The sequence below is a fragment of the Sodalis sp. RH14 genome (assembly GCF_047324285.1).
In the GTDB taxonomy this organism is placed as follows: Bacteria; Pseudomonadota; Gammaproteobacteria; order Enterobacterales; family Enterobacteriaceae; genus Acerihabitans.
Window position 1 is genome coordinate 1,759,014 of the sequence record NZ_CP178739.1, and the last position, 24,498, is coordinate 1,783,511.

Consider the following 24,498-nt stretch of genomic DNA (forward strand, 5'->3'; position numbering starts at 1 on the left):
CGCCCTACATTTAATCCGAGGTAAGCGTAATGAACTACGAACTGTTATTTGACGAACTGAAAGGGCGCCGTATCCGGCTGGCCATTACCGGCGCCTGCGGCGGTTTCGGCCGCTCGCTGCTGGTCCAGTGCCGCAATATTCCGGCCATCGATATCGTGGCGCTGTGCGATATCAATACCCAGGGCACGCGGGATCTGCTCGGCGATCTGCGCTACCGCCATGATAAAAACCGGCTGTGCGGCACGCCGGCGGAAGTCGCGGCGGCCCAGGCCGCCGGGGAAACCGCCATTATCAGCGACTTCGCGCTGCTGGACGCCCTGGATCTGGATATGGTGGTCGAATCCACCGGTAAACCGGATATCAGCGTCAGCATCGCCGTCAGCGCGTTAAAACGCGGCGTCCACGTGGGTATGGTCAGCAAGGAAACCGATTCGGTCGCCGGCCCCTGGCTTAATCAACTGGCGCTTAAACACCACGCGGTCTATACCACGGTGGACGGCGATCAGCCCAGCAACCTGATTGGCCTGGTCACCTGGGCCAGGGTGCTGGGGCTTGAGATTATCGCCGCCGGCAAGTCCAGCGAATATGACTATATCTACCATCCGGCCACCGGCAGGCTGGATTATACCAGCACCCAGGTGGACGCAACCGCGCTGGCCGATCTGTGGCAGTTGGATGAACAGGATATCAAAGGCACGCTGCGCCGGCGGGCCGAGGCCTTGGCGATGCTGCCGCAAAGCGCCACCCCCGACTATTGCGAAATGAACGTGGTGGCCAATTCCATCGGGTTCGTGCCCGCTACGCCGGCGCTGAATTATCCCCTTTGCCATATCGGCGAGCTGGCCGATATCTTTATCCCCGAGGAAGACGGCGGTATTTTGACCCGGACCGGCGTGGTGGATGTATTCAACTGTCTGCGGCGTGATGACGAGGTCAGCTTTGGCGGCGGGGTGTTTATCATCGTGCGCTGCCAGGACCCGGAGACCTGGCGCATGCTGGCGGATAAAGGTCATGTGGTCAGCAAGAATCTGAAATACGCCTGTATTTACCTGCCGTACCATATTATGGGACTGGAGTCGCCGCACAGCCTGTTTTCGGCCGTTCTGCACCGCCGGGCGTCCGGCGGCGTTAACCAGCAGGTCCATGCGGTGATGGCGGGTTTCGCCGAGCGGCCGCTGAAAAAAGGCGAAACCCTGAGCATGGGCGGCCACCATCACTCCATTGAACATGTCAGCGCCCGCCTGCTGGCCAGGGCGGATGCCAAAGGCGTCGCGCCGTTCTACCTGCTGGCCAATAAAACCCTGACGGCGGATGTGGCCCAGGGGGAGCTTATCCCGCTGTCCGCGCTGCCGGCGGATGATTCGCTGCTATACCAGGCCTGGCAGCAGACCGGCCTGTGATTCCACGGCCGGCTGACAAGAACGCACGCCCGGGAAACCGGGCTTTTTTTTATGGCGTACACCCGCCCCGGCGGCCGTCAGGGGTATAACATATCCGGACGGAACAGCCCGCGCCGGCTGATAACCTTGCCGGCCACCATAAACACGCCGTCGCCGGTATAGTGCAGGGTTTGCGGGTGTTTTGGCGTCGCCGCGGCGTGCGCCTTGACTATCTCGAAAATAAAAAAATGATACCGGTCCACCATGGCGTCGTCATGCAGGCGGCATTCAAAATGCGCGTGGCATTCGCGGATAAGCGGCGCCTTCACCCGGCGCGCGGGCGCCGCCGTCAGGCCGAAATGGCTGAATTTATCCATATCCGCCCCGCTGGTATTGCCGATGCCCACGACGGTATCGGTCAGGGCGGTGGTGGGCAAGTTGATCACGCACTCGCCGCTTTGGCGGATCAGGTCAAAGCTATGATTGCCGCCGGAAATCATACAGCCGACCAGCGATGGGGAGAATTCCAGCACCACGTGCCAGCCCAGGGTCATGATATTGGTTTTGCCCTGCCAGGCGGAGGTAATCAGGACAATGGGCCCTGGTTCCAGATAATATCGCGCCCGGCTGACCGGGAAATCGCTTTTACGGGGAAATGCGGTCATGTCAGCTCCTGTAGCAGTTTTGTTTGCGCCTGCTCTAAGGGTAACAGCTGATGGGCGGGAGGAAGAGATACTGTACCGCCGCTCACGGGACAGGGCATAAAAGGAGGCGATCCGGCGTGCCGATGTGATACCCTTTTATCCATTACATCGCAGGTACCGTTATGAAACTCACGCGTTATACCGATTATGCCGTCAGGGTGATTATTTATCTTGGCGCCCATCAGGGCCAATTGTCGTCCATTGCCGAAATTTCGCGCCAATACGCGATTTCGCATAATAACCTGATGAAAGTGGTGCAGGATCTGGCCCGGCTGGGTTATATCGACACCCTGCGCGGGCGCAACGGCGGCATCCGGCTGGGCCGCGCGCCGCAGGATATCAATATCGGCGCGCTGATCCGCCACACGGAGAAAGGCGACGCCCTTATCGACTGCGCCAACTGCGTTGTCGCGCCGGCTTGCGGCCTGCCGGGGGTGCTGGCCCGGGCCACCAATGCCTTTTACGCCGTGCTGGACGGCTATACCCTGGCGGACTTATTAAGCCGGCGGGGGCAAATCGAAGAACTGTTCACCCTGATCGATATCGAAGGCTAAACACGCTGCCATAATCTTATTTACCGTTAAAACAAGCGGTTGCTTCATCCCTGCGCCGTATCGTCTTTTTCCCGCGCCGCCAAATATTGCGTTATATCAAACAAGTGGTGGATAGCGGCAAAAGCCCTGTCATTCCCGTCCCTCCGCGTTTAACCTTAAACATGTATTTAAAATGAATAATATAAGGAAGCGATCATGTTTTGTGTGCAATGTGAACAAACCATCCGTACCCCGGCCGGCAACGGCTGCTCCTATAGCCGGGGTATGTGCGGCAAAACGGCGGAAACCTCGGATCTGCAGGATCTGCTGGTGGCCGCGCTGCAGGGCCTGTCCGCCTGGGCGGTCGCCGCGCGCGGGCTGGGGATTATCGACCATCGCATAGACAGTTTTGCGCCGCGCGCCTTTTTTTCCACGCTGACCAATGTCAATTTCGACTCGCCGCGCATCGTGGCCTATATCCAGCAAACCCTGGCGCTGCGTGATGAGCTGAAAGCCCGCTGCCTGCGGGTTGAACCGACGGTTAACCCCGGGCATCCGCTGGCGGAACTGCAATGCCCCTCGCTGACGCTTGCCGATTTGCAGGCGCAGGCGCAGCGTTTCGCCCTGAATACGGATAAGGACGCGGTAGGCGAGGATATTCACGGCCTGCGTTTGCTGTGCCTCTACGGGCTGAAAGGCGCGGCGGCCTATATGGAACATGCCCATGTGCTGGGCCAGTACGATGAGGATATTTACCGCCAGTATCATGACATCATGGCGTGGCTGGGTACCCGGCCGGCCGATATGGGCGAGCTGCTGGCGCAGTCGATGCAGATCGGCAAAATGAACTTTGCCGTAATGGCCATTCTCGATCGCGGCGAGACGCAGGCCTACGGCAACCCCGTACCCACCCGCGTTAACGTGCGGCCTGTGGCGGGTAAAGCCATCCTGATTTCAGGCCATGATCTGAAGGATTTGCGCCTGCTGCTGGAGCAAACCGCGGGGCAGGGCATCAATATTTACACCCACGGGGAAATGCTGCCCGCCCACGGCTACCCGGAACTGAAAAAGTTCGCCCACCTGGCCGGCAATTACGGCAGCGGGTGGCAAAACCAGCAAACGGAATTCGCCCGTTTCCCGGGGCCGGTGGTGATGACGTCCAATTGTATTATCGATCCGACCGTCGGCCACTATAACGACCGCATCTGGACGCGCAGCATTGTCGGCTGGCCGGGCGTTAAACATCTGGACGGCGAGGATTTCGCCCCGGTGATCGCCCAGGCCCAACAGATGGCCGGCTTTCCCTATGATGAAATCGAACACCTGATTACCGTCGGCTTTGGCCGCCAGACGCTGCTGGATGCGGCCGATACCGTTATCGACCTGGTGGCACGCAAAAAACTGCGTCATGTGTTCCTGGTCGGCGGATGCGACGGTAGCCGCGATGAGCGCAGCTACTATACCGATTTTGCGCGCGACGTTCCCGATGACTGCCTGATCATGACGCTGGCCTGCGGCAAGTATCGCTTCAATAAACTGGATTTCGGCACCCTTGAGGGCCTGCCGCGTCTGCTGGACGTCGGCCAGTGCAACGACGCCTACGCCGCCATTATGCTGGCGGTAAAACTGGCGGAAAAACTGGGCTGCGGAGTGAACGATCTGCCGCTGAGCCTGGTGCTGTCCTGGTTCGAGCAAAAGGCGATCGTTATCCTGCTGACCCTGCTTTCGCTGGGCGTCAAGAATATCTATACCGGACCGACGGCGCCCGGTTTCCTGACGGAAAACCTGATGGCGGTGCTTAACGAGCAGTTCGGCATGCGCTCGATTACCACCGCGACCCAGGATCTGCACACTATCCTGGCCGCCTGAACCGGACATAAGGAGAGGCTTTCATGACGACGCCGTCATCGCTGTGCCCGTACCGCATGCAGGTACATCATATCATCCAGGAAACGCCCGATGTCTGGACGCTGGCGCTGATAAACCATGATTTTTATCCCTACCAGCCGGGGCAGTACGCCCTGGTCGCCATCAACGATAGCGAGGACGTGCGCGCCTATACGCTGTCCTCCGCGCCCGGCGCCAGCCGGTTTATCACCCTGACCGTGCGCCGGCTGGCGGACGGCGCGGGTTCAGGCTGGCTGACGCAGGACGTCAAGCCCGGCGATAACCTGTGGCTGTCGGCGGCGCAGGGCGATTTCAGCTGCCTGCGGCATGTCGATAACCGCTACCTGTTCCTGGCGGCGGGCTGTGGCGTCACCCCAATCCTATCCATGTGCCGCTGGCTGGCGGCCAATCGCCCGCAAGCGGATGTGCGGGTTATCTACTGCGTCCGTTCGCCGCGGGATATCATCGCCGCGTCCACCTGGACGGCGTTAGGGAAATGGCTGCGGCTGACGGTGTTCGCCGAGCAGGGCGCCGCCGGAGATATCCTGCCCGGCCGGCTGGCGCGCGACGCGCTGCGCGAACTGGCGCCGGATATCGCCGCACGCACGGTAATGGCCTGCGGCCCCGCGCCCTGGATGGCGCAGCAGGAGGCGGACGCGCTGGCGCTGGGCGCAGGCCGCTTCCTGCAGGAGCGGTTTCATACGTCGCCTGCCGACGCCGGCGCGGGCGGTGGAGCCCGGCTGAAGATCACCCATCCCCGCCCCCTGCAAACGGTGGACGCGCCGGTGGGCGTGTCGCTGCTGGCGGCGCTGGAGTCCAACGGCATTAGGGTAAACGCCGCCTGCCGCGCCGGGGTGTGCGGCTGCTGCAAAACCCATATCGCGCAGGGAGACTACCGTACCACCAGCACCATGACGCTCAGCGAACAGGACATTGCCGCCGGCTATGTCCTGGCGTGCAGCTGTTATCCGCAGGGTGATATCGTTATTGCCTGAGTAACCGTCTTGCCGGGCCACGGTTTTGTCCGGTCATGGCCCCATTATTTTTGTTTTAGGGCTGCGGCGCGGGCAGCGTGCCATGGGCAAATGGCCAGGCATTGACTCCTGCATTTACATGTAAAGCGGCTGACTTGGCGGGGGGCGCCGGCGGCTTGCGTGGGGCTTATATTGTCGTGGGGAAGGTTTCGCTTGCCGTGCGTGAGGGTGCCATGCGTTAGGGTGCGCCAGGGCATATGTCGCCTTGGGGAAGATTTCGCTTGCGGTTTGCGGGGAGGCTTATGTTGCCTCGGGGAAGGTTTCGCTTGCGGCTTGCGGGGCGGCTTATGTTGCCTCGGGGGAAGGTTTCGCTTGCCGTGCGTGAGGTGTTCATAGGTATTGCCGGGCGCCGGCAAGCGACAATGAGGCCGTACCGCGACGGCCTCCTTGACCTCCGCGCGTCCGGCAGATCGTGCGCCGCTGCGCGGTTCCCGGCATCACCCATCCCGGCTTTTGGACCGCACGGGACGCGCTCCCGGCGCGGCCCTTAGCTTTCGCCGCTCCCGGCGGCTCATCCAGCCGCGATGGGCGCCGCCGGCGCACTCTATGCCGGCACCACGTCAACACCATCGCCTGTGAGCAAAACAGCGGTGTAAGGTACTTAGCGGTATGCACTCACCGGGAAAAACAGCGCTATAAATTTGGCCAATTTGGTATAAGTCTCGCAGCCTGCTAGCTATAGCTCACTGCCGCACGTTTATGCCTGACGCCTGTCTACAGGGTGGTATGACTATAATTGCCGGCAGCATGAAATACCGACTTCCTGACTTCCTGACTCAATGACTTAATGACTTAATGACTTAATGACTTAATGACTTAATGACTTAATGACTTAATGACTTAATGACTTAATGACTTAATGACTTAATGACTTAATGACTGCTGGCTGTGCGAATGCCGTCTGCATTGCATTACCATATGAATGCTGACGGCATGTAAAATGGAGCCTGTACATAAGATTGTGTAATCGCCTGATTTTGATATGTTCAATCCATCATTAGAATTAGGTGAATTTATGGACGAAAAATTGCTACAGGCTCTCGCAACTGAGCTGGCTAAAAGTCTCAAAACCCCTGAGGATCTGAGCCAATTTGATCGGTTTTTAAAAAAATTAAGTGTTGAGGCTGCCCTTAAAGCTGAACTGACTCACCATTTGGGTTATGAGAAAAATCAGCTCAAATCGGGTTCCAACGCCCGTAACGGTTATTCCTCTAAAACGGTTACCACAGGTGATGGCCCGCTAGAGCTGAGGACACCTCGTGATCGCGAAGGGACCTTCGAGCCCCAACTAGTGAAGAAAAATCAGACCCGTATTACCGGAATGGATGACCAGATCCTGGCGCTTTATGCCAAAGGCATGACCACCCGTGAGATATCGGCGATGTTTAAGGAAATGTACGATGCGGATGTCTCACCAGCACTGATATCGAAAGTCACTGAGGCGGTTCTGGAGCAGGTCACTGAATGGCAGAATCGCCCACTCGATACGCTCTATCCCATCATTTACCTGGACTGCATCGTGGTAAAAGTTCGCCACGACGGTCGCGTCATCAATAAATCCGTGTATCTGGCGTTGGGAATTAACATTGAAGGCCAAAAGGAACTGCTGGGCATGTGGATGGCAGAGAACGAAGGCGCGAAGTTCTGGCTAAACGTGTTGACCGAGCTTAAAAACCGGGGATTACAGGATATTTTTATCGCCTGCGTCGATGGCCTGAAAGGCTTTCCTGACGCTATTAATACGGTCTACCCGAGGACCTGCATTCAGCTTTGTATCGTACACATGGTGCGTAACAGCCTGCGCTTTGTCTCCTGGAAAGACGCCAGGGCCGTCATGCGAGACTTGAAGGCAGTGTACCAGGCACCGACGGAGGAAGCGGGACAGCGGGCGCTGGAGACGTTCGCCAGCGTATGGAACTCCCGTTATCCGCAAGTAAGCCGGAGCTGGCAGGCTAACTGGACTAACCTTGCGACATTCTTCGCCTATCCGGAAGACATTCGCAAAGCGATCTACACCACAAACGCCATCGAGTCGCTAAACAGCGTGATCCGACACGCTATTAAAAAACGCAAGGTATTCCCGTCAGACGAATCGGTAAAAAAAGTGGTGTGGCTGGCCATCCAGGCGGCGTCAAAAAAATGGTCGATGCCGGTGAGGGAGTGGAAGATGGCATTGAATCGTTTTAGTATAGAATTTGGAGATCGTTTAAGTGGTCATTTATAAAAAGGCGTTTACACAGATTCCTAAACAGGCTCGTAAAATGGTATGTATGACTTGCCTGTCGCTGTGCCTTTCGCTTCTTTGTCTACTACACCTTCGCCTTTCACTTAGCCCACAGCGGCGCCGATGCCCTATACATCACATCGCTGACCGCGACCTATGTCCCGGCATAAAGCGCGCTGACGGCGCCTGTGCCCCCGGCATGAGCCGCCGGGAGCGGCGAAAGGCCCGGTTGCGCCGGGAGCGCTAACCGGGCCGGTGCATTACGGGGGCATTGGCGGCGGAAGGCATCGCGCAGCGACGCGCGACCTGCCGGGCGCGCGGAGGTCAAGGAGGCCGTCGCGGTACGGCCTCATTGTCGCTTGCCGGCGCCCGGCAATACATATGAACACCTCACGCACGGCAAGCGAAACCTTCGCCGAGGCGACATATGCCCTGGAGCATCCTAACGCATGGCACCCTCACGCACAGCAAGCGAAACCTTCCCCGAGGCAACATAAGCCTCCCCGCAAACCGCAAACGACACCCCCGCCGCGGCAATGTCGCCCGCCCCCGGAACCACCATTCCCCTTTACGGCATGGCATCGCGCCATGATGGTTAAAATTACCGGCCCGGATGGGCAGGGGCGCGCCGGCGATCGTAAACGGTTTTGTTGCCATCATGTTGCGGAAAGTTATCAGTTTGCGAGGCACATCGCCTAACCGACCGGCTTCAGCGGCTATGCTTAGGTGAAAATTCGCTATGGATTGACAACCGCAACGGAACAGAACATGAAAATAATCGCCCTGGGAGAATTGCTGTGGGATTGTTTTCCCGGCGGCCGCGAAATCGGCGGCGCCGCGGGAAACTTTGTCTATCACGCCACACAGGCAGGCGCCGACGCCCGGCTGATTTCCGCCGTGGGGCGGGACAAGGCGGGCGATGCGCTGGTGAGCGAACTGGCGGCGCGCGGCGTTCCCGGCCATATACAGCGCAGCGCCCGTTATCCCACCGGCACGGTGGAGGTGACGCTGGACAGGCGCGGCGTGCCGCACTACGACATTATCGGCCCGGTGGCCTGGGACGATATCCAATCGGACGTCACGCTCTTCAACCATCTGCGCACCGCGGATGTATTGTATTTCGGCAGCCTGGTGCAGCGCTACGGCCCCAACCAGCGGCTGCTGCGCCAGTTGCTGGGTCTGCTGTCGCCGCAGGCGAAAATCCTGGTGGACATCAACCTGCGCGCCGGCCATTACCAGCCGCCCACCCTCGGTTTTTGCCTGCGTCACGCCCACCTGCTAAAGCTTAATGACGAGGAACTGCCGGTCATTGCCGCCCTGTTCGGCCTGCCGCGCGACCCCGAGGGGTTCTATCAGCATTTGCGGCGCCATGAACAGCTCGAGATGCTGATATATACCCGCGGCGATAAGGGCAGCCTGCTGCTGCGCGGCGATGACAGCCACCGTCATCCCGGCCTGAAAGTCACGCCGGTGGACACGGTCGGCGCCGGCGATGCCTTTACCGCCGTTGCCGCCGTCATGGCGCTGCGCGGCGCGCCGCTGGCGGACATTAACCAGGCGGCCAACACAGTGGCGGCATATGTCTGCACCAGACCGGGCGCCATGCCGACGATGCCCGCCCATTCCGGCGGGTAGGGCGCGCGCCGCAGTGTTATGGCGGTTATGCGCATGAAAAGCCGAGATCCCGTTGGAATCAGTTAAAATAGCAGCGTAGTTAAGGGCGTGCAGGCTATTGGCTTGGGCGAAATAAGCCGCCGGCGCTATTGTAAGGATCCAACCATGATAAATAAAATTCACCTGTTGCAAGGCGATATCACCACAATCCCCGCGGACGCCATTGTTAACGCCGCCAATTCTTCCCTGCTCGGCGGTGGCGGCGTGGATGGCGCCATACACCGCGCCGGCGGGCCCGCGATCCTGGACGAATGCCGCGACATCAGAAACCGGCAGGGCGGTTGTAAGACCGGCTGCGCCGTGATTACCGGCGCGGGTAATCTGCCGGCAACGTATGTGATCCACGCGGTTGGCCCGCACTGGAGCGATGGTAAACACCAGGAAGCGGAATTATTGAAACATACCTACCTGAGCTGTTTTGCACTTATCGAACAATACCCGATCAAAACCGTTTCATTCCCCAATATCAGCACCGGCGTCTATCACTTCCCCAAGCGGTTAGCCGCTGAGATTTCGTTAGAGGCTATCGCCGCCTGGTTAGATACTTATCCGGTGATCGAAGCTATTCATCTCGTGTGTTTTGACCCGGAAAATTTCACCCTCTACAGTGATTTACTAAAAAATAAATATACTGATAATTAATCATTTTATAAGCGGCTGGTTGTCCTTGGCGCTGCTCATGTCCAGCCTCTCGTCGACCGCGGACGGTAGCGCAACGCCGGATTTTTTAAGGCGTAATATGACCCGTCATCATGACGGTTACCGTTGCGCCAGTTGCTGCACCTCAGCCCATACGCTGTCATCCGCGGGGATGCCGTTGGCGGTGAAATACGCCCGGTTTTTCATCGACGTTTCCCCTGGAAAGAACACCTCACGCTGATTTTCCGCCGGTTCCGACGTCTTGACGTACTGGGCGACGCTTGCAGCCATATTTTCGCTGAATTCTTTGCCGCCGAAATGGGTGGGATCGAATACCATAAAGACCTGGCTCGCGCCGGTGCAACTCCCTTGCTGAATGTTATCGATCTCATTCGTTGGCGCGCCCGCCGTCAGGAAAGCCGCCATTGTGTCCAGCAGCACCGCCATACCGGAGCCTTTCCAGTAACCGGTGGGCAGAATACGCATTGACTCTTCCACCGGCCCCGGTTCATCGGTGAGATTGCCGTCTTTATCAAATCCCCCCGGAAAAGGCAGTTTTTCCCCTTTCAGGCGCGTCACCTGCAGCTTGCCATAGGAATACTGCGACATCGCCATATCAAGGACCAGGGCGCCTTCTTTCATCGGCACCGCCATGACGAAGGGATTATTGCCGAGACGTGGTTTTTTCGCCCCCCACGCGGGCATGCAGGATTCGGTATTGGTCCAGCACATTGCCGCATACCCATTCTCAGCGGCTTTCCAGCCATAGGTGCCGCCGCGCATCCAGTGCGTCGTGTTGCGTAGGCCCACAATGCCGGCGCCATGCTCGGCGGCCAGCGCCATCGCTCGTTCAACTGCAAACAGGGCGTTGGTGATGCCGATACCGCGCTGTCCGTCGTAAATTTCGATACTGCCGAGGGATTTGACTTTTTCAGGCGCGGCGTGGATATCAACCCACCCCTTGTTGACATAATCGATAAAACGCGCGACGCGGTTAAGGCCATGCGAAAAAATACCGTCACAGCTGGCTTGCGTATGAACCTGAGCGCAGGTATCCGCCTGTACTTCATTTAAACCGGCATTCAGGAACGCCTGTTTAACGGTGTGTTTCATTTCGTCAAATGTCACCAGTGGCATAGCATCTCCTGTTAACAACGAATCGGTTTCCAAGGCATGCCTGAGGGCTGCCCGTAAAGCTCAAATTACGTGCGCCGGTACTACCATACAAGTATGTGAAAGTAAAAATCAGCATGGCATCACAAAATTAATCGTCTATTGCATGGATTGCAGACGTGACCCTACCGGGGATTGATAGCCTTATTTCTCATAACGTCTGTAGCGAAAACAACAGGACGGCCCATCAGGCAGCAAGCGCCGGCGCTGTCGATAAGCGACAAATATGGCGGCCTGCTTTATCATTTCAGCTCAGCGTGAGGGCCAGCAAGGGCTACGGGGACTGGAATCTGCCGGGCCGGAACGGCGCCAGCATGGGGTGCAATTCACCGGTGGCGATTTCCCGGCCGAGCAGTTCGCCGATAATCAATGCCAGCGTGGCGCCTGAATGGGTAAAGGCGACATAGCACCCCGGGGCTTGCTCAAGCTCGCCGAGTACCGGGAAACCATCGGCGGGAACAGGTTTCCAGCCGGCTTTATAACCGGCAAGCTTAAGCGGTGAACCGGTATTCAGCACGTGATCACCCTCGGCTAACAGCTGTTGCAGGACATCGTCCGGCACGGTGCAAACCCCATGCTCATCTTCTTTGATATCATCGGTACACCAGCCGTGTTCCACCGCCAGCGTATTGCCGGGATTGGGCCGCATGGCCACCCTGGGGGTATTCAGCACCACGGCGGGGCGACTGTCCGCAGGCTGGGTAATGGCAAGCATCGATAACACCGACCCATCCGGCAGAGAGATGCCCATACCGGCCAACACCTGGACGGTGGAGGGGCCGCAGGCCAGCAAGACTTTGTCGCACGCATAGTCGCCTTTGCGCGCTGAGGTGACGCCGTTTGCCACCCCCCGCGCATCGATCAGCGGCACGGTTTTGCCCGCATCTTCGATAATGGCGCCACCACGTTCGCTAAATTCCGCCGCCATATGGGCAATCAGATCGGGCAGGCTGACCCAGCCTTCCCCGGCATTATAAATGCCATGGGTTTTGACCGCGCCGGGGACGATGGCGGCATCGAGCCGGTTAAGATCATCAGCCTGAATAAGCACGGAATCATAGCCGCGCCGTTGCTCAATCGCATGCCATGCCAGCACTTCATCTTCATCAGACCAGAATATCCCGCCATCGAATTTTAGCCAGTCTACCGCGGGATTGCTGCGGTACAGGGTGCGGTAGCGATCGATGCCCGCCATCCTGAGCCGGTAATAATGGTCAGGCCAGGGGCCCGCGGCGTTTAACCAGGAAAGTGAACGGCCCGAAGCGCCGGAAGCCAGCTTTTTTTCCGTCAATAAGCTGACCTGCATCCCGGCGCGCGCCAGGTGCAGCGCGCATGACATCCCGATCACTCCGCCACCGATAACGGCTATTTTCATTCTTACCTCCCTCTGGATGAGCCACTATGCATTCCCCTTAACCATAGCCGTAAAAAACCGCGCGCCGGTAATAACCTAAACTTATCCCGGAGGCAACGCTGGGAAAAATGACGGGTTAAATTCACGGAATAGTTTATTTTGAAAAGAATGATAACGGTATCGCCAAGGGAGTTTTTTAAAATGGCTGATTTATATGAATATAATAATTATATTGCTTATTTGACTGTTCTCACAAAATAAAAATATCACATAAATTACAATTTTTGTAAAGTTTTCCGGCTGTGCCTTCCTCCAGCGCAGCGCGGCCGCGAACATCGTTTTAACCCAGAGGCGAAAAATGAAAATAGCGATTGGCTGTGATCACGTCGGGCTGATTCTCAAGCCGGATATCATTGAATTCCTGCAATCGGCATCGATTGAAGTGATTGATAAAGGAACGCATTCCTCCGATCGCACCGATTACCCCTTATATGCCGAACGGGTCGCCGGCGCCGTGCTGTCAAACGAGGCGGACCTGGGCATCCTGATCTGCGGCACGGGCATCGGCATTTCCATCGCGGCGAATAAAATCGACGGCATCCGCGCGGTGGCATGCAGCGAACCGTATTCCGCCAAACTGTCGCGTGAACATAACAATACCAATATCCTGGCTTTCGGCTCGCGTGTCGTTGGCAGCGAGCTGGCGAAGATGATCGTCGGGCAATGGCTGGCGGCGGAATTTGAGGGCGGGCGCCATCAACGGCGGATTGATTTGATTAAGAGCCTGGAGCGGGGCGCATCGCTGGATAAAAATGACCGCCACGACGGTTAGGAAAAACAGCGGCGCTTAATCACTCACGGCAGGGTCGTCTATCCTTAACAGTTCAGCGGCACATTCTGAACGCGAGGATTATGATGACCCAGTTAACCAGCGATTTTTTTGTCGAACGCCTGCAGGCATGGGGCGTGACGCGTATTTATGGCTACCCTGGCGACGGTATCAACGGTGTGCTCGGCGCATTGCAGCGCGCCGGGAAAAACGGCCGGGGCATCGAATTTATCCAGGTGCGCCATGAGGAGATGGCCGCCTTTATGGCCTGCGCCCATGCCAAGTTTACCGGGGAGCTTGGCGTCTGCCTGTCCACCGGCGGCCCCGGCGCCACCCATCTGCTTACCGGGCTGTACGACGCCAAAATGGATCATATGCCGGTGCTGGCCATTTCCGGCCAGGCGGAAGCCACCGCCCGGGGTGCAAATTATCAGCAGGAGCTGAACCTCGATCGTGTTTTTGCCGATGTGGGCAATTTTGTGCAGGAAGCCGCTACCTCCGCTCAACTGCGCCACCTGGTCGATCGCGGCGTGCGCATCGCCGTGGCCCAGAACGGTGTTACGGTGCTGATTTTACCGAAAGACGTACAGGACGAACCCTGGCAGGAGCCGCGGCAGGCGCACGGTTTTACCCGTTCCGGCCCCGGCTACCAGCGCCCGCGCGTCGTGCCTTATCCGGCTGATTTACAGCGCGCGGCCGACGTGCTGAACGCGGGCAAAAAAGTGGCGATCCTGATTGGCGCCGGCGCGCGCGCCGCCGCCGTGGAGGTGGTACAGGCCGCTAATCTTCTGGGCGCCGGGGTGGCGAAAGCCCTGCTCGGCAAGGACGTGCTGCCGGACGATGCGCCCTTCGTCACCGGCGCGATTGGGCTGCTTGGCACCAAACCGTCATGGGATATGATGCAGCAGTGCGATACGCTGCTGATGATAGGCACCGGTTTCCCCTGGGCGGAGTTCCTGCCCGGTGACGGCCAGGCGCGCGCGGTGCAAATTGATATCGACCCGTCCATGCTTGGGCTGCGTTATCCCGTGGAGGTAAACCTGCACGGCGATGCGGTGGAAACGTTGCACGCCCTGCTGCCGCTATTGACGCACAAAGCGGATCGCGGCTGGCAGGAAGATATTGCCCGTAATATCAAACAATGGTGGCAGACCCTGGAAGAACGCGCCATGGCCAAGGCTAACCCCGTCAATCCCCAGCGCGTGGTGTGGGAAATGTCGCCTTTATTACCCGATAACGCCATCGTCACCTCCGACTCGGGCTCCTGCGCCAACTGGTATGCCCGCGATTATCGGGTCAAGCAGGGACAGCGCTCCTCGCTGTCCGGGGGCCTTGCCTGCATGGGCGCCGCGGTGCCTTATGCCATCGCGGCGAAATTCGCCCATCCGGCGCGACCGGTGGTGGCCCTGATCGGGGATGGCGCGATGCAGATGAACAATATGGCCGAGCTGATTACCATCCAGAAATATTGGCAGGGCTGGCAGGATCCCCGGCTGGTGATTTGCGTCTTCAATAATGAGGATTTAAACCAGGTGACCTGGGAACAACGGGTGATGGAGGGCAATCCACGCTATCCGGCCACGCAGTCGGTGCCCAACGTCGGTTATGCGCAGTTCGCCGAGTCGCTGGGACTGAAAGGCCTGTATGTCGACGATCCCGACGCCCTGGCGCCGGCCTGGGCGGCGGCACTGGCCGCCGACCGGCCGGTGGTGCTGGAAGTGAAAACCGACCCCGAGGTGGCGCCGCTGCCGCCGCATATCACCTGGCAGCAGGCCAAGGCCTTTATGTCCTCGCTGGCAAAGGGCGATCGCGGCGCGGGGCAGGTGATTGCCGATACGGCGCATCAAATCTTCGACGGCATCCTGCCGGGTAAAAAAGCCTAGCGCCGGTGGCGCGGCGCTGCGGCAACGCCGCCGTCAAGGGTCCGGCAGGCAGCGTTGCCGCTAGGTGCCGGCGCCCGGCGCGGCCGCTCCGCTTTTACGCAGCCGGGCGGCCAGTCCTTTTAGGAAATAGCGCAGGAACTGGTCGCCGCACAAACGGAAATTTTTATGATCCGGCGCGCGCAGCATGGCGGTCAGCTCCGGTTGGGAAACCTTGAAATCCTGTGACTGCAGGATATCCCGGATATCGTCGGTCTTCAGCGCAAAGGCGACGCGCAGCTTTTTCAGGATAATATTATTATTGATTTTACGTTCAATTTTCGGCGCCGGCCGGCTGTCGTCCTTGCCGCGTTTATGGATAATCAGGCCATGGAGAAAATACCCCATCACCACATCCGGACAGGGCAGGTAGCCCGGTTCGTCTTCTTTTTTCACAAACGCCGCGATTTCCTGCGGCGTAATCACTGTGTCCGCCAGGGCCAGAATGGCCAATAAGTGGTCATTATGCAGGTTCAGCATATAGCGCACGCTGCGCAGCACATCGTTGTTCATCATTACCGGATTTTTCCCGCGCTCCAAGGTGTATGGCCGGCAGTATAAAGGTATCCGCCGGCGAACGCGAAATTGTTGCGTCCGGCATGCCGGACGCCGGAAAAGTGCCCACCGCGGCGTGTGTGACAATGTCACTTAAGCGGCGGGCTAGGCGGGGCGCCCGGCGGGGTGATTGTTACACCGTCACTACTAGCGAAACGGCGGTTCGTTGAAGGTGCGCAGCTTGCGTGAGTGCAGGCGATCGCCCTCGGCGCGCAGCTGTTCGATGGCGCAAATGCCGATTTGCAGATGCTCGGATATGGCGCCCTCATAGAAGCGGTTCGCCTGCCCCGGCAGCTTGATTTCGCCGTGCAGGGGTTTGTCGGACACGCACAGTAAGGTGCCGTAGGGCACCCGGAAGCGATAGCCCTGGGCGGCGATGGTGGCGCTTTCCATATCCACCGCGACCGCCCGGCTGAGATTAAAGCGCAGCGCCGAGGCGGAATAGCGCAGTTCCCAGTTGCGGTCATCGGTAGTCACCACCGTGCCGGTGCGCAAACGCTGCTTCACTTCTTCGCCCGGCATGCCGCTGACCATCTTGGTGGCGTCGTAGAGCGCGCGCTGCACTTCGGCGATGCTGGGGATGGGAATATCGGGGGGCAGCACCGCGTCCAGCACATGATCGTCGCGCAGGTACGCGTGGGCCAAGACGTAATCGCCGATGGTCTGGCTTTCGCGCAGGCCGCCGCAGTGGCCGATCATCAGCCAGGCATGCGGGCGTAGCACCGCCAGGTGATCGCAGATGGTTTTGGCGTTGGACGGGCCGACGCCGATATTGACAAGCGTAATCCCCCGGCCCTGGCGCGAGATCAGATGATACGCCGGCATTTGATGGTTTTTCCAGGCCAGGTCCGATACCGCCTGCTCGGGGTTGGCCGTATCGGCGGTGACAAAGGTGCCGCCGGCGCAGGACAGCGCCTCGTAGGGGCTGTCCGGATCGGCAATCTGGCTGCAGCCCCAGCGCACGAACTCATCGACATAACGCGTGTAATTGGTAAACAGCACAAAGGGCTGGAAATGCTCCACCGGCGTGCCGGTATAGTGCCGCAGGCGCGCCAGGGAAAAATCGGTGCGCAGCGCGTCGAAGTGGGACAGCGGATAGACATTGCCGGAGGTGAACAGCCCATCGGCGGTTTCATCGCCGATTTGCGCCAGCTCGGTGGTGGGGAAATGCTGCGCTATTCCGGCGCTCATCGAGCGGTCCAGGGCCAGGTCCGATCCGTCGATAACATACGGAAAGGGAATTTCCAGCCGCGACGGCACCACATCGATGGTGGCGGCATATTCCCCCGCCAGCAGCGCCAGTTGCTCCGCCAGATAGCGACGAAACAGCGCGGGACGGGTAATGGTGGTGCTGTAGCAGCCGGGATGGGTAAAGCGGCCGAAGGCCCGGGCCTTAGGATTGCCGGGCGTCACGCCGTCCCAGGTGACGCGCAGTTCGGGATAGCTGAACGCCCCCCCGGCGCGCGCCTGGGCGTCGGGCAATCGGCCCTGGGCGATATAGGCCTTGATGGCCTCGCGCAGCGCCGTCACCGCGCCGTCATACAATTCATCGAGTTTATCAAGCGCCTGGGAGGCAGTGAGGTTTTTTCCTGCATCGTTATTGTTCACCATGACTCCTTTAGTTTCCAAATGCCCGCTCGGGAGCAATATTGTCCATCATAGCATCGCATGGCATTATTGCAGACCGTCGCGGCAGGAAGAAAAACGTAACGGAAAACGCATTTGCCCCTTTCATACGCCCGGGATTATTTTTCTGTTTGTTCGCGCCAGGCAATGGCTTACCATAGACACCAACTTAATTAGCGTGGTTTATGGATCTCCGATGCGTTACCTGGCGACACTGCTTCCCCTGCTCGCTTTACTTTCCGCCTGTAGCAGCAAGCCGAAGCCGGCGGAAAATCTTCCTATCGGCAGCCCCGCCCAAGGCGGATTCCTGCTGCGGCCGGAGCATACCGGCCCGCTCCTGGCCGGGGATTTTGCGTCTAACCCGGCCACCGAGGCTTTTATCGATAAAATGGTGCGCGAGCACGGCTTCGATCGCCAGCAGTTGCATGATGTCCTGGCTCAGACCCAGCGCCTTGACTGGGTGCTGCGGCTGATGGATCGCCAGGCGCCGGTCGGCCTGCCGCCGTCGGGCCCGAACGGCGCCTGGCTGCGCTACCGCAGTAAGTTCATTACCCCCGACAATGTGCAAAACGGCGTGGCGTTCTGGAACCAGTATAGCGATGCCCTGGAGCGTGCCCGCCAGGTCTACGGCGTGCCGCCGGAAATTATCGTCGGCATCATCGGCGTGGAGACCCGCTGGGGCCGGGTCATGGGCAAGACGCGCATTATCGACGCCCTGGCCACCCTGGCCTTTGCCTATCCGCGCCGCGCCGATTATTTTGCCTCCGAGCTGGAAACGTTTCTGCTGATGTCCCGCAGCGAAGGGGACGACCCGCTGGCGCTGCGCGGGTCCTATGCGGGCGCCATGGGCTACGGGCAGTTTATGCCCTCGTCGTTTAAAAGCTATGCGGTTGATTTTGACGGCGACGGCCATATCAACCTGTGGGATCCCGTGGACGCCATCGGCAGCGTCGCCAACTATTTCAAGGCCCACGGCTGGGTCGAGGGCGGCGCGGTGGCGGTGCCCGCCAGCGGCCAGGCGCCGTTCCTCGACCAGGGTTTCCAGACCCGTTATCCGGTAGCCACCCTGGCGGCCACCGGCCTGAGCCCGCAGGGATCCCTCGGCGGTTATCAGGAAGCCAGCCTGCTGCGCCTGGATTTCGGTACCCAATATCAATACTGGTATGGACTGCCCAATTTTTACACCATTACCCGCTACAACCACAGCACCCATTACGCCATGGCGGTATGGCAACTGGGCGAGGCGGTCGGGCGGGCGCGCCAGGGCGGCGCGGGCCCTCTGGTCACCCTGTCGTCCAGATAACCACCGCGTTGGCCAGGGGATGCGCTAGCCGTCCGTCGACCGCGTCACGTTTTCCCAGTCGTCGATCTGCGCCGCATAATCCTTAAGCTTGGCGCGCACCAGGGCCAGCGCGTCGCTGCCCAGCAGCAGATGCGCCGGCGGCCTGGCGCTGGCGATCAGCGCCAGGATGGCATCGGCCGCTTTCAGCGGGTCCCCCAACTGGCGCTCGCTTTTCTCTTCCCGCGCCTTGCGCATGGGATCGAACAGCCCATCGTAATCGGCAATGCTCCTGGGCGAACGCACCATGGAGCGGCCGGCCCAATCGGTACGGAACGAACCGGGCGCCACGGCGGTGACCGCGATGGAAAACGGCGCCAGTTCTTTGCCGAGCGTCTCTGAAATCCCTTCCAGCGCAAACTTGCTGCCGCAATAGTAGGCAATGCCCGGCATGGTGATAAAACCGCCCATGGAGGTGATATTGATAAGGTGCCCGGCGCGCCGTTTACGCATATACGGCAGCACCGCCTTGATCATGGCGACGGCGCCGAACACGTTTACGTCGAACTGGCGGCGCATTTCCTCCAGCGGCGATTCCTCCAGGATGCCTTCATGGCCGTAACCCGCGTTGTTGACCAGCACGTCGATGGGGCCGACGGCGGATTCAATGTCATCCACCACGCGGTTAACCGCGGCAACATCCGTGACATCCAGGATGCGGCCCACGGCATGCGCCGGATCCCGCGCGATAAATTCCCGCCTGGCCGCGTCACCGCGCACGGTCCCGACGACGCGATGACCCGCCGCCATGGCCCGCCCGGCCAAGGCATGACCGAAGCCGCTGCTGACGCCGGTAATAAAAATTGTTTTTACATCACTCATAGCCTGCTCCCCTGATTGGATATTCAATCCGGCCGGCGCGGCAAGGATCATCGTCCCGAACCGGGAGAGGTCTTAACCGGCGCCGCCGGTGATTTGCATAGTAATAGGATTGGCAGCGAATGGAGATGCCCTTTAGTCGGCATATGTTGCCTGAAACTATAAATATGCTATTTTCTCAGGCTAGGGTATTCAATCAGAGCAGAGCGGACGGCGCCCATGACAATTGACCATTTTGCCGCGAATGACCGCCAGGATCGCATCGTGGCGTTACTGGCTAAACTTGCGCCCGCGGAGGGCTATACGCAGTCGCCGTTGCCGGATGTGCGCTTCCTGCGTTCCGACCGGCCGCTTAGCCGGGTGCCGGTGCTGTACGATCCGGGTATTGTTATCGTCTGCCAGGGCAGAAAGCGGGGATACCTTGGCGACAGGATCTACTGCTATGACGCCCGGCACTACCTGGCGGTGGCGGTGCCGGTGCCGTTTACCATGGAAACGGACGCCAGCGCGCAGGAGCCGCTGCTGGCCATCTATATGCACCTGAATTTTACCGTCGCCGCCGACCTGATGCTGCAGATTGACCAGCTGAAGACGGACGCCGGACCCCCGGCCAAACCGGAAAGCCTGATGTCGACGCCGATGGACGGCAAACTGCGCGACGCCGTGCTGCGCCTGCTGGAAGCCATGGGCGATCGGATGGAGGCGGAAATCCTCGGTCCGGCGCTGATGCGGGAAATCTATTTCCGGGTGTTGAGCGGGCCGCAGGGCGGGGCGCTGCGATCGGCGCTGGCGATGCGCGGACAGTTCGGCAAGATTGCCCGGGCGATCCGCCGCATTCACGCCACCTTTAACCGGCAGTTAACGGTTGAGCAGTTGGCGAATGAAGCGGGCATGAGCGTGCCGGGGTTTTTTTCCCACTTCAGGGCGGTGACCCATACCTCGCCGAAGCAATACCAGAAATCCTTGCGCCTCCATCAGGCCCGCCTGCTGATGGTGCGCAACAATATGACCGCGGCGGCGGCATGTGTCGAGGTAGGCTACGAAAGCGCATCGCAGTTCAGCCGGGAATTCAAACGGCTGTTCGGCCTGAGTCCGGTGGACGAGGTCCGGCGCATGAAAACGCATTTTGCCGTGCCGCCGGCGCAGCCCGCCGGACTCTATATCTCGTCCCATTAATAGTAAGGGCTGACATCCTGCCGGCGGCGCAGGATTTTTCCCCACGGCGTTACTTGATCAACCCCAGATAATGGTGGGGTTGGCGCATCGCCACCAGGTCCTTGCGGCGCGTGACGTTGGTGGGATAAGCGCCGCCGGCGGCCGACGCGGTATCGATGGTTTGCGTCGCCGTTCCCTGTTCCCGCCACATCACGCGCTCCTGCCTGGGAAAGACGAAGGTTTCGGGTTGGAATACGCCGCTGAAGCCTCCCGCGTCGCCAGCTTCGTTAATGCTGTTGGCAAACGCGAGATAGACATTATTTTCACCGGCGCGGGTACGCAGCAGATGCCAGTGGAGCGGATCGGCGCCGGTGGGGATCGGGTAATTTTGCCGTACCCGGCTGCCGGGATGCGCGCCGGTAAAGCCGTCTTTCAGCGCGGCCGAGCAGGCGAGGATATCACAGCCCATCAGCGCCAGGATCCTGCCCGGCTCCGGCAGCAGCGCATCATTGCCCAACATCAGGCCGATACGGCCCAGGGGGGTGTCGAACGCCCGCCAGTCATCGCCGGCGTTGGCCCATGCGCGGTCCTCGGCGGACAGATGCATCTGGCGATAGCTGCCCACCATGCCCGCGGGACCGAGCAGAAGCTGGGTGTTGTAGCAGCCGTTATCGTCCCGCTCCGCCATGCCGATCACCAGATGTACCCGCAGGGTCATCGCCAGGCGGATCAGCGCGCCGACCGCCGCATCGTCAAGCGGCAGCGCGCCGGCGCCGCCCGCGAGCGGCCCGGTCAGCGCACGCTGCGGGAAGACCACCAGTTCGCTGCCATGCCGCTCCGCCGCCTCCCGCGCCATGGCGCTGATGCAAGCCAGGTTGTCGGCCACCCGGGCGCCCGGTGAGAACTGGGCCACGCTGATGCGGCTGGTCTTACCGGCAGGCAGGGGACGGTGGCCGTACAGGCCGAAAAAATCCTGCGGATTCCACAGGAAGCTGTCGCTGAGCAATTGATGATAACAATCGGGGCGGCGCTGGCTGAACACCGGCTCGCCCAGCACCCGGCGCTCACGGCTGCACGCCAGGTCTATTTCCCCCAGCGCGATGCCGTCGCCGTAATCCACCACCGCCGCAATGCGCCCGTCCGGTTCGATAAGGCAGCTGCCGCCGCTGAACTGCACGCCGCGCTCCAGTCCCCAGCGGTTGCTCTCCAGCAGATAGCAACTGTTTTCCATGGCGCGGCTGATCCAGTAAGGGGCCGGGGCGCGCTCCGCCAGCCAGTTGCTGATATGGCAGATAATATCGGCGCCGTCCAGGGCCAGCAGGCGCGCGGTTTCGGGAAAATGAATATCCATGCACACCAGCATGCCGATGCGGCCAATAGGCGTATCGAAGACCTGATGCCCGCGATCGCCCGCCGCCGCCCACTTGGGTTCGGAAATATAGGGATGGCTTTTACGGTGGGTGCCGACGATCCCATCCGGACCGATAAGCACCGCGCTGTTGTAATAAAGCGTGGTTTCCTCATCCACCTCCGGCATGCCCAGCACGATATAACACCGGTAGCGCGCCGCCAGCGCGGCGAAGCGCGCCGTCGTGGCGCCCGGTACGGGTTCCACCAGCGGCGCTATCTCCTGCCGGTCATACCAGCAGTAGCCGGTCGTGGCCATTTCCGGCGTGGTAATCAGCCGGGCGCCCCGTTGCGCGGCCTCTTCCACCAGTGCGAGCAGGCGTTGGATATTGTCTTCTTTGCACGCAAGCGTCGGCTCAAACTGAACGGCGGCGGCAAGATAAGGGTGTGCAGGCATGGTTATCCTCTTCATCAGTCAGTGTGTCGCCGTCATGACGGCGTGTTATTTCCGGCCGCCGGGCGTGCCGGGCGTCGTCCAGGAAAAGATATCGTTGGCCTGGATCAGGGCGCGGGCCATCTCCTCCACGGTGATGCGTTTATCCATGGCCTGATGGCGCAGGATCTCATACGCCTGCTCCTCGCCGATGCCGTGCATGCGCATCAAAATGGCCTTGGCCTCGCCGACCTGGCGCAGGCCCAGCACTTTTTTCTCCAGGCGCTCGATACGGTCGGACATCTGCCGCCGCCGGTGGGCGTGATGCAGCGCGAACACCATGGCCGAGAGCAGGCCGGTGGCGCGCACCGGCGTGGTGAGCGTGGTGCCGGCGCCCAGCCGCAGCGCGGTATCGATAAACGTGGGGTTTTCGTACTCGATCACCGATATCAGCGCATGTTTGCCCAGGTCCAGCCACGGCACTTCCGGCTCCGGCAGATCGGATCGCAGCGCCAGGAAAATCAGGTCGGTATCCGCGGGCAGGTGTTCCGGCACCGGCCAGAAGGCGCGCACCTTGAAACCCATGCGGCGCAGGTGATTGGTCAGGGTTTCGCCGTCCTCGTTATCCGGATGCAGCACCGTACAGCGGATGCCGCGGCTTAATAACAAGGCGTCCGCGCTGGTGCGCGACGTATTAAGGCGCATTGGGCGGCTCCATTTTCGTCTGTTTGGTGATCCAGTCGCCCTGGATCTGATGCGTCATATACGGGTCGGGCGCCACCCGGCGACGCGACTCCTGGAGAATGGTGAACTGGCCGGCCGCGTTCGCCTGGCCGATACGCGGGTAAAGGCTGGTGTGCTGGTTGAGCGGATCGATGCGCACGCGTCCCTGGGGCGCGTCGTATTCGCAGCCACGCAGCGCCGGCATCAGGCGCGACAGCCGATCGCTGCGGCATTCCCTGGCCGCGCGCGCGAAAAGATGGACCTGGCTGTAGGACGCTTCCCAGTTCATATCGGTGGGAATATCCTCTCCGAACTTGGCGTGGAAACGGCGCAGCGCCGCGGTATTCGCCGCGCTCTCCACGCTTTGGAAATAGGTGGCCGAGGTAAAATGGCCGACGCCGAGCGCCGCGCCCATGATGGCGATTTCAGTTTCAGAGGTGTTCAGGCTGCCGATGGGCATGCGTTCGGGGTCGATGCCCGCGGCATGATAAGCCTGGTAAAGAAAAGGCACCGTCTGGCCGACCACGGTACTGAAGATAAAATCCGGCCGCTTGTGTTTTATCTCCGCCATGATGGGCGGAAAGGCGTCGTAACTGGCGTCCATCGGCAGATAGCGCTCGCCCACCACCGCGCCGTCCGGCCGCTGCAATATCAGCTCCTGCATATTGCGGTTGCATTCGTAGGGGTAGACATAACGCGAGCCAATCATATAAACCCGCGCGCCAAAACGGCTGGCCAGGTAGTCCGCCAGCTGCACGCAGTTCTGGTTGGGGGCGGCCCCGCCGTAAATGATATTCTCGGAAAATTCGAACCCCTCATAGAACTGCGGATAGAACAGCAGACGCTGGTATTTCTCCACGACCGGCGACATGGCTTTACGGCTGCTGGATGTGTAGCCGCCGAAAATCACGTTGACGTTGTGTTCGACAATCAGCTGCTCGGCCAGCTGGCGGAACCGGCTGTCCTGCGAGTGGGGATCGAGATGGATGGCATTCAGCATCCGGCCGTGGATCCCCCCCTGCTGGTTGACTTCTTCGATGGCAAGCGTGGCGCCGCGCATTTGCGACTGCTCCTGCGCCGCCGTCACCCCGAGGGTGGAGTAGAGTAAGCCAATATTAATCGGTGTTGCTGAACCCATGTGCACCTGCTTGT

Annotated in this window: 20 protein-coding genes; 11 read left to right on the top strand and 9 right to left on the bottom strand. The window is 60.0% G+C overall.

Going from position 1 to position 24,498, the window contains the following annotated elements; translation table 11 throughout:
- Positions 1 to 29: 29 nt before the first annotated feature.
- Positions 30 to 1,400, top strand: a complete 1,371-nt coding sequence (locus ACL2XQ_RS07875) for a hypothetical protein (RefSeq protein ID WP_413740219.1) — start codon at positions 30 to 32, stop codon at positions 1,398 to 1,400.
- A gap of 77 nt (positions 1,401 to 1,477) precedes the next feature.
- Here the strand turns inward: ACL2XQ_RS07875 and ACL2XQ_RS07880 are convergent, their stop codons facing one another.
- Positions 1,478 to 2,044, bottom strand: coding sequence for a flavin reductase family protein (locus ACL2XQ_RS07880; protein WP_410015656.1), 567 nt, complete (start codon positions 2,042 to 2,044; stop codon positions 1,478 to 1,480).
- A gap of 161 nt (positions 2,045 to 2,205) precedes the next feature.
- Between ACL2XQ_RS07880 and ACL2XQ_RS07885 the strand changes: the two genes are divergently transcribed.
- From ACL2XQ_RS07885 to ACL2XQ_RS07910, 6 genes are all read left to right on the top strand, one after another.
- A complete protein-coding gene (locus ACL2XQ_RS07885) occupies positions 2,206 to 2,637 on the top strand; it encodes an Rrf2 family transcriptional regulator (RefSeq protein ID WP_410015655.1) in 432 nt (143 codons plus the stop codon).
- Positions 2,638 to 2,832: 195 nt separating this feature from the next.
- The gene (hcp, locus tag ACL2XQ_RS07890) at positions 2,833 to 4,485 is read left to right on the top strand and encodes a hydroxylamine reductase (RefSeq protein ID WP_413740220.1); all 1,653 of its coding nucleotides are present in this window, start codon (positions 2,833 to 2,835) and stop codon (positions 4,483 to 4,485) included.
- Between the two features lie 23 nt (positions 4,486 to 4,508).
- On the top strand, positions 4,509 to 5,498 hold the full coding sequence (gene hcr, locus ACL2XQ_RS07895; protein ID WP_410015653.1) for an NADH oxidoreductase: 990 nt from the start codon (positions 4,509 to 4,511) through the stop codon (positions 5,496 to 5,498).
- Between the two features lie 1,054 nt (positions 5,499 to 6,552).
- Positions 6,553 to 7,761 (top strand): IS256 family transposase, encoded by a 1,209-nt coding sequence (locus ACL2XQ_RS07900; RefSeq protein WP_413740493.1) that lies wholly within the window; start codon positions 6,553 to 6,555, stop codon positions 7,759 to 7,761.
- A 768-nt stretch (positions 7,762 to 8,529) separates the two neighbouring features.
- A complete protein-coding gene (locus tag ACL2XQ_RS07905) occupies positions 8,530 to 9,396 on the top strand; it encodes a carbohydrate kinase family protein (protein WP_410015652.1) in 867 nt (288 codons plus the stop codon).
- A gap of 144 nt (positions 9,397 to 9,540) precedes the next feature.
- The gene (locus tag ACL2XQ_RS07910; protein ID WP_410015651.1) at positions 9,541 to 10,077 is read left to right on the top strand and encodes a macro domain-containing protein; all 537 of its coding nucleotides are present in this window, start codon (positions 9,541 to 9,543) and stop codon (positions 10,075 to 10,077) included.
- A gap of 117 nt (positions 10,078 to 10,194) precedes the next feature.
- On the opposite strand, the gene yiaK is transcribed toward ACL2XQ_RS07910, so the two are convergent.
- Positions 10,195 to 11,211, bottom strand: a complete 1,017-nt coding sequence (gene yiaK / locus ACL2XQ_RS07915; RefSeq protein WP_410015650.1) for a 3-dehydro-L-gulonate 2-dehydrogenase — start codon at positions 11,209 to 11,211, stop codon at positions 10,195 to 10,197.
- Positions 11,212 to 11,521: 310 nt separating this feature from the next.
- Entirely contained in the window at positions 11,522 to 12,622 is a 1,101-nt protein-coding gene (locus ACL2XQ_RS07920; protein WP_413722492.1) for an NAD(P)/FAD-dependent oxidoreductase, read from the bottom strand.
- A gap of 337 nt (positions 12,623 to 12,959) precedes the next feature.
- On the opposite strand from ACL2XQ_RS07920, the gene rpiB reads away from it, so the two are divergent.
- Together rpiB and ACL2XQ_RS07930 are read left to right on the top strand one after the other, a co-directional pair.
- On the top strand, positions 12,960 to 13,433 hold the full coding sequence (rpiB, locus tag ACL2XQ_RS07925; RefSeq protein ID WP_410015648.1) for a ribose 5-phosphate isomerase B: 474 nt from the start codon (positions 12,960 to 12,962) through the stop codon (positions 13,431 to 13,433).
- Positions 13,434 to 13,516: 83 nt separating this feature from the next.
- Positions 13,517 to 15,313: a thiamine pyrophosphate-requiring protein gene (locus ACL2XQ_RS07930; protein WP_413723421.1), complete on the top strand. Its 1,797-nt coding sequence runs from the start codon at positions 13,517 to 13,519 to the stop codon at positions 15,311 to 15,313.
- Between the two features lie 60 nt (positions 15,314 to 15,373).
- On the opposite strand, the gene ACL2XQ_RS07935 is transcribed toward ACL2XQ_RS07930, so the two are convergent.
- Positions 15,374 to 15,865, bottom strand: a complete 492-nt coding sequence (locus ACL2XQ_RS07935; RefSeq protein ID WP_410015647.1) for a DUF1456 family protein — start codon at positions 15,863 to 15,865, stop codon at positions 15,374 to 15,376.
- A gap of 186 nt (positions 15,866 to 16,051) precedes the next feature.
- Positions 16,052 to 17,515, bottom strand: a complete 1,464-nt coding sequence (locus tag ACL2XQ_RS07940) for an AMP nucleosidase (protein ID WP_410015646.1) — start codon at positions 17,513 to 17,515, stop codon at positions 16,052 to 16,054.
- A 211-nt stretch (positions 17,516 to 17,726) separates the two neighbouring features.
- On the opposite strand from ACL2XQ_RS07940, the gene mltB reads away from it, so the two are divergent.
- Positions 17,727 to 18,833, top strand: coding sequence for a lytic murein transglycosylase B (gene mltB / locus ACL2XQ_RS07945; protein ID WP_413722493.1), 1,107 nt, complete (start codon positions 17,727 to 17,729; stop codon positions 18,831 to 18,833).
- Positions 18,834 to 18,857: 24 nt separating this feature from the next.
- On the opposite strand, the gene ACL2XQ_RS07950 is transcribed toward mltB, so the two are convergent.
- Entirely contained in the window at positions 18,858 to 19,691 is an 834-nt protein-coding gene (locus tag ACL2XQ_RS07950; protein WP_413740221.1) for an oxidoreductase, read from the bottom strand.
- A 216-nt stretch (positions 19,692 to 19,907) separates the two neighbouring features.
- On the opposite strand from ACL2XQ_RS07950, the gene ACL2XQ_RS07955 reads away from it, so the two are divergent.
- Positions 19,908 to 20,864 (top strand): AraC family transcriptional regulator N-terminal domain-containing protein, encoded by a 957-nt coding sequence (locus tag ACL2XQ_RS07955; protein ID WP_413740222.1) that lies wholly within the window; start codon positions 19,908 to 19,910, stop codon positions 20,862 to 20,864.
- Positions 20,865 to 20,913: 49 nt separating this feature from the next.
- Here the strand turns inward: ACL2XQ_RS07955 and ACL2XQ_RS07960 are convergent, their stop codons facing one another.
- The 3 genes from ACL2XQ_RS07960 to ACL2XQ_RS07970 are packed head-to-tail and all read right to left on the bottom strand — an operon-like array spanning position 20,914 to position 24,484.
- The gene (locus ACL2XQ_RS07960; protein ID WP_413740224.1) at positions 20,914 to 22,647 is read right to left on the bottom strand and encodes a nitrilase-related carbon-nitrogen hydrolase; all 1,734 of its coding nucleotides are present in this window, start codon (positions 22,645 to 22,647) and stop codon (positions 20,914 to 20,916) included.
- A 45-nt stretch (positions 22,648 to 22,692) separates the two neighbouring features.
- Positions 22,693 to 23,328 carry an ANTAR domain-containing response regulator gene (locus ACL2XQ_RS07965; protein WP_410015641.1) on the bottom strand — a complete coding sequence of 212 codons (636 nt, stop codon included), beginning with the start codon at positions 23,326 to 23,328 and terminating at the stop codon, positions 22,693 to 22,695.
- Positions 23,318 to 24,484: a transporter substrate-binding domain-containing protein gene (locus ACL2XQ_RS07970; RefSeq protein WP_410015640.1), complete on the bottom strand. Its 1,167-nt coding sequence runs from the start codon at positions 24,482 to 24,484 to the stop codon at positions 23,318 to 23,320. Before ACL2XQ_RS07970 ends, ACL2XQ_RS07965 begins: the two co-directional genes overlap by 11 nt.
- Between the last annotated feature and the right edge of the window lie 14 nt (positions 24,485 to 24,498).

What these genes read in the sequence shown, in the direction of transcription:
- ACL2XQ_RS07950 (WP_413740221.1), bottom strand. Translation starts at nt 19,691, where the DNA reads ATGAGTGATGTAAAAACAATTTTTATTACCGGCGTCAGCAGCGGCTTC.
- ACL2XQ_RS07955 (WP_413740222.1), top strand. Translation starts at nt 19,908, where the DNA reads ATGACAATTGACCATTTTGCCGCGAATGACCGCCAGGATCGCATCGTG.
- ACL2XQ_RS07960 (WP_413740224.1), bottom strand. Translation starts at nt 22,647, where the DNA reads ATGCCTGCACACCCTTATCTTGCCGCCGCCGTTCAGTTTGAGCCGACG.
- yiaK (WP_410015650.1), bottom strand. Translation starts at nt 11,211, where the DNA reads ATGCCACTGGTGACATTTGACGAAATGAAACACACCGTTAAACAGGCG.
- ACL2XQ_RS07970 (WP_410015640.1), bottom strand. Translation starts at nt 24,484, where the DNA reads ATGGGTTCAGCAACACCGATTAATATTGGCTTACTCTACTCCACCCTC.
- ACL2XQ_RS07930 (WP_413723421.1), top strand. Translation starts at nt 13,517, where the DNA reads ATGACCCAGTTAACCAGCGATTTTTTTGTCGAACGCCTGCAGGCATGG.
- ACL2XQ_RS07920 (WP_413722492.1), bottom strand. Translation starts at nt 12,622, where the DNA reads ATGAAAATAGCCGTTATCGGTGGCGGAGTGATCGGGATGTCATGCGCG.
- mltB (WP_413722493.1), top strand. Translation starts at nt 17,727, where the DNA reads ATGCGTTACCTGGCGACACTGCTTCCCCTGCTCGCTTTACTTTCCGCC.
- ACL2XQ_RS07880 (WP_410015656.1), bottom strand. Translation starts at nt 2,044, where the DNA reads ATGACCGCATTTCCCCGTAAAAGCGATTTCCCGGTCAGCCGGGCGCGA.
- ACL2XQ_RS07900 (WP_413740493.1), top strand. Translation starts at nt 6,553, where the DNA reads ATGGACGAAAAATTGCTACAGGCTCTCGCAACTGAGCTGGCTAAAAGT.
- ACL2XQ_RS07910 (WP_410015651.1), top strand. Translation starts at nt 9,541, where the DNA reads ATGATAAATAAAATTCACCTGTTGCAAGGCGATATCACCACAATCCCC.
- rpiB (WP_410015648.1), top strand. Translation starts at nt 12,960, where the DNA reads ATGAAAATAGCGATTGGCTGTGATCACGTCGGGCTGATTCTCAAGCCG.
- ACL2XQ_RS07935 (WP_410015647.1), bottom strand. Translation starts at nt 15,865, where the DNA reads ATGATGAACAACGATGTGCTGCGCAGCGTGCGCTATATGCTGAACCTG.
- hcp (WP_413740220.1), top strand. Translation starts at nt 2,833, where the DNA reads ATGTTTTGTGTGCAATGTGAACAAACCATCCGTACCCCGGCCGGCAAC.
- ACL2XQ_RS07875 (WP_413740219.1), top strand. Translation starts at nt 30, where the DNA reads ATGAACTACGAACTGTTATTTGACGAACTGAAAGGGCGCCGTATCCGG.
- ACL2XQ_RS07905 (WP_410015652.1), top strand. Translation starts at nt 8,530, where the DNA reads ATGAAAATAATCGCCCTGGGAGAATTGCTGTGGGATTGTTTTCCCGGC.
- ACL2XQ_RS07885 (WP_410015655.1), top strand. Translation starts at nt 2,206, where the DNA reads ATGAAACTCACGCGTTATACCGATTATGCCGTCAGGGTGATTATTTAT.
- hcr (WP_410015653.1), top strand. Translation starts at nt 4,509, where the DNA reads ATGACGACGCCGTCATCGCTGTGCCCGTACCGCATGCAGGTACATCAT.
- ACL2XQ_RS07940 (WP_410015646.1), bottom strand. Translation starts at nt 17,515, where the DNA reads ATGGTGAACAATAACGATGCAGGAAAAAACCTCACTGCCTCCCAGGCG.
- ACL2XQ_RS07965 (WP_410015641.1), bottom strand. Translation starts at nt 23,328, where the DNA reads ATGCGCCTTAATACGTCGCGCACCAGCGCGGACGCCTTGTTATTAAGC.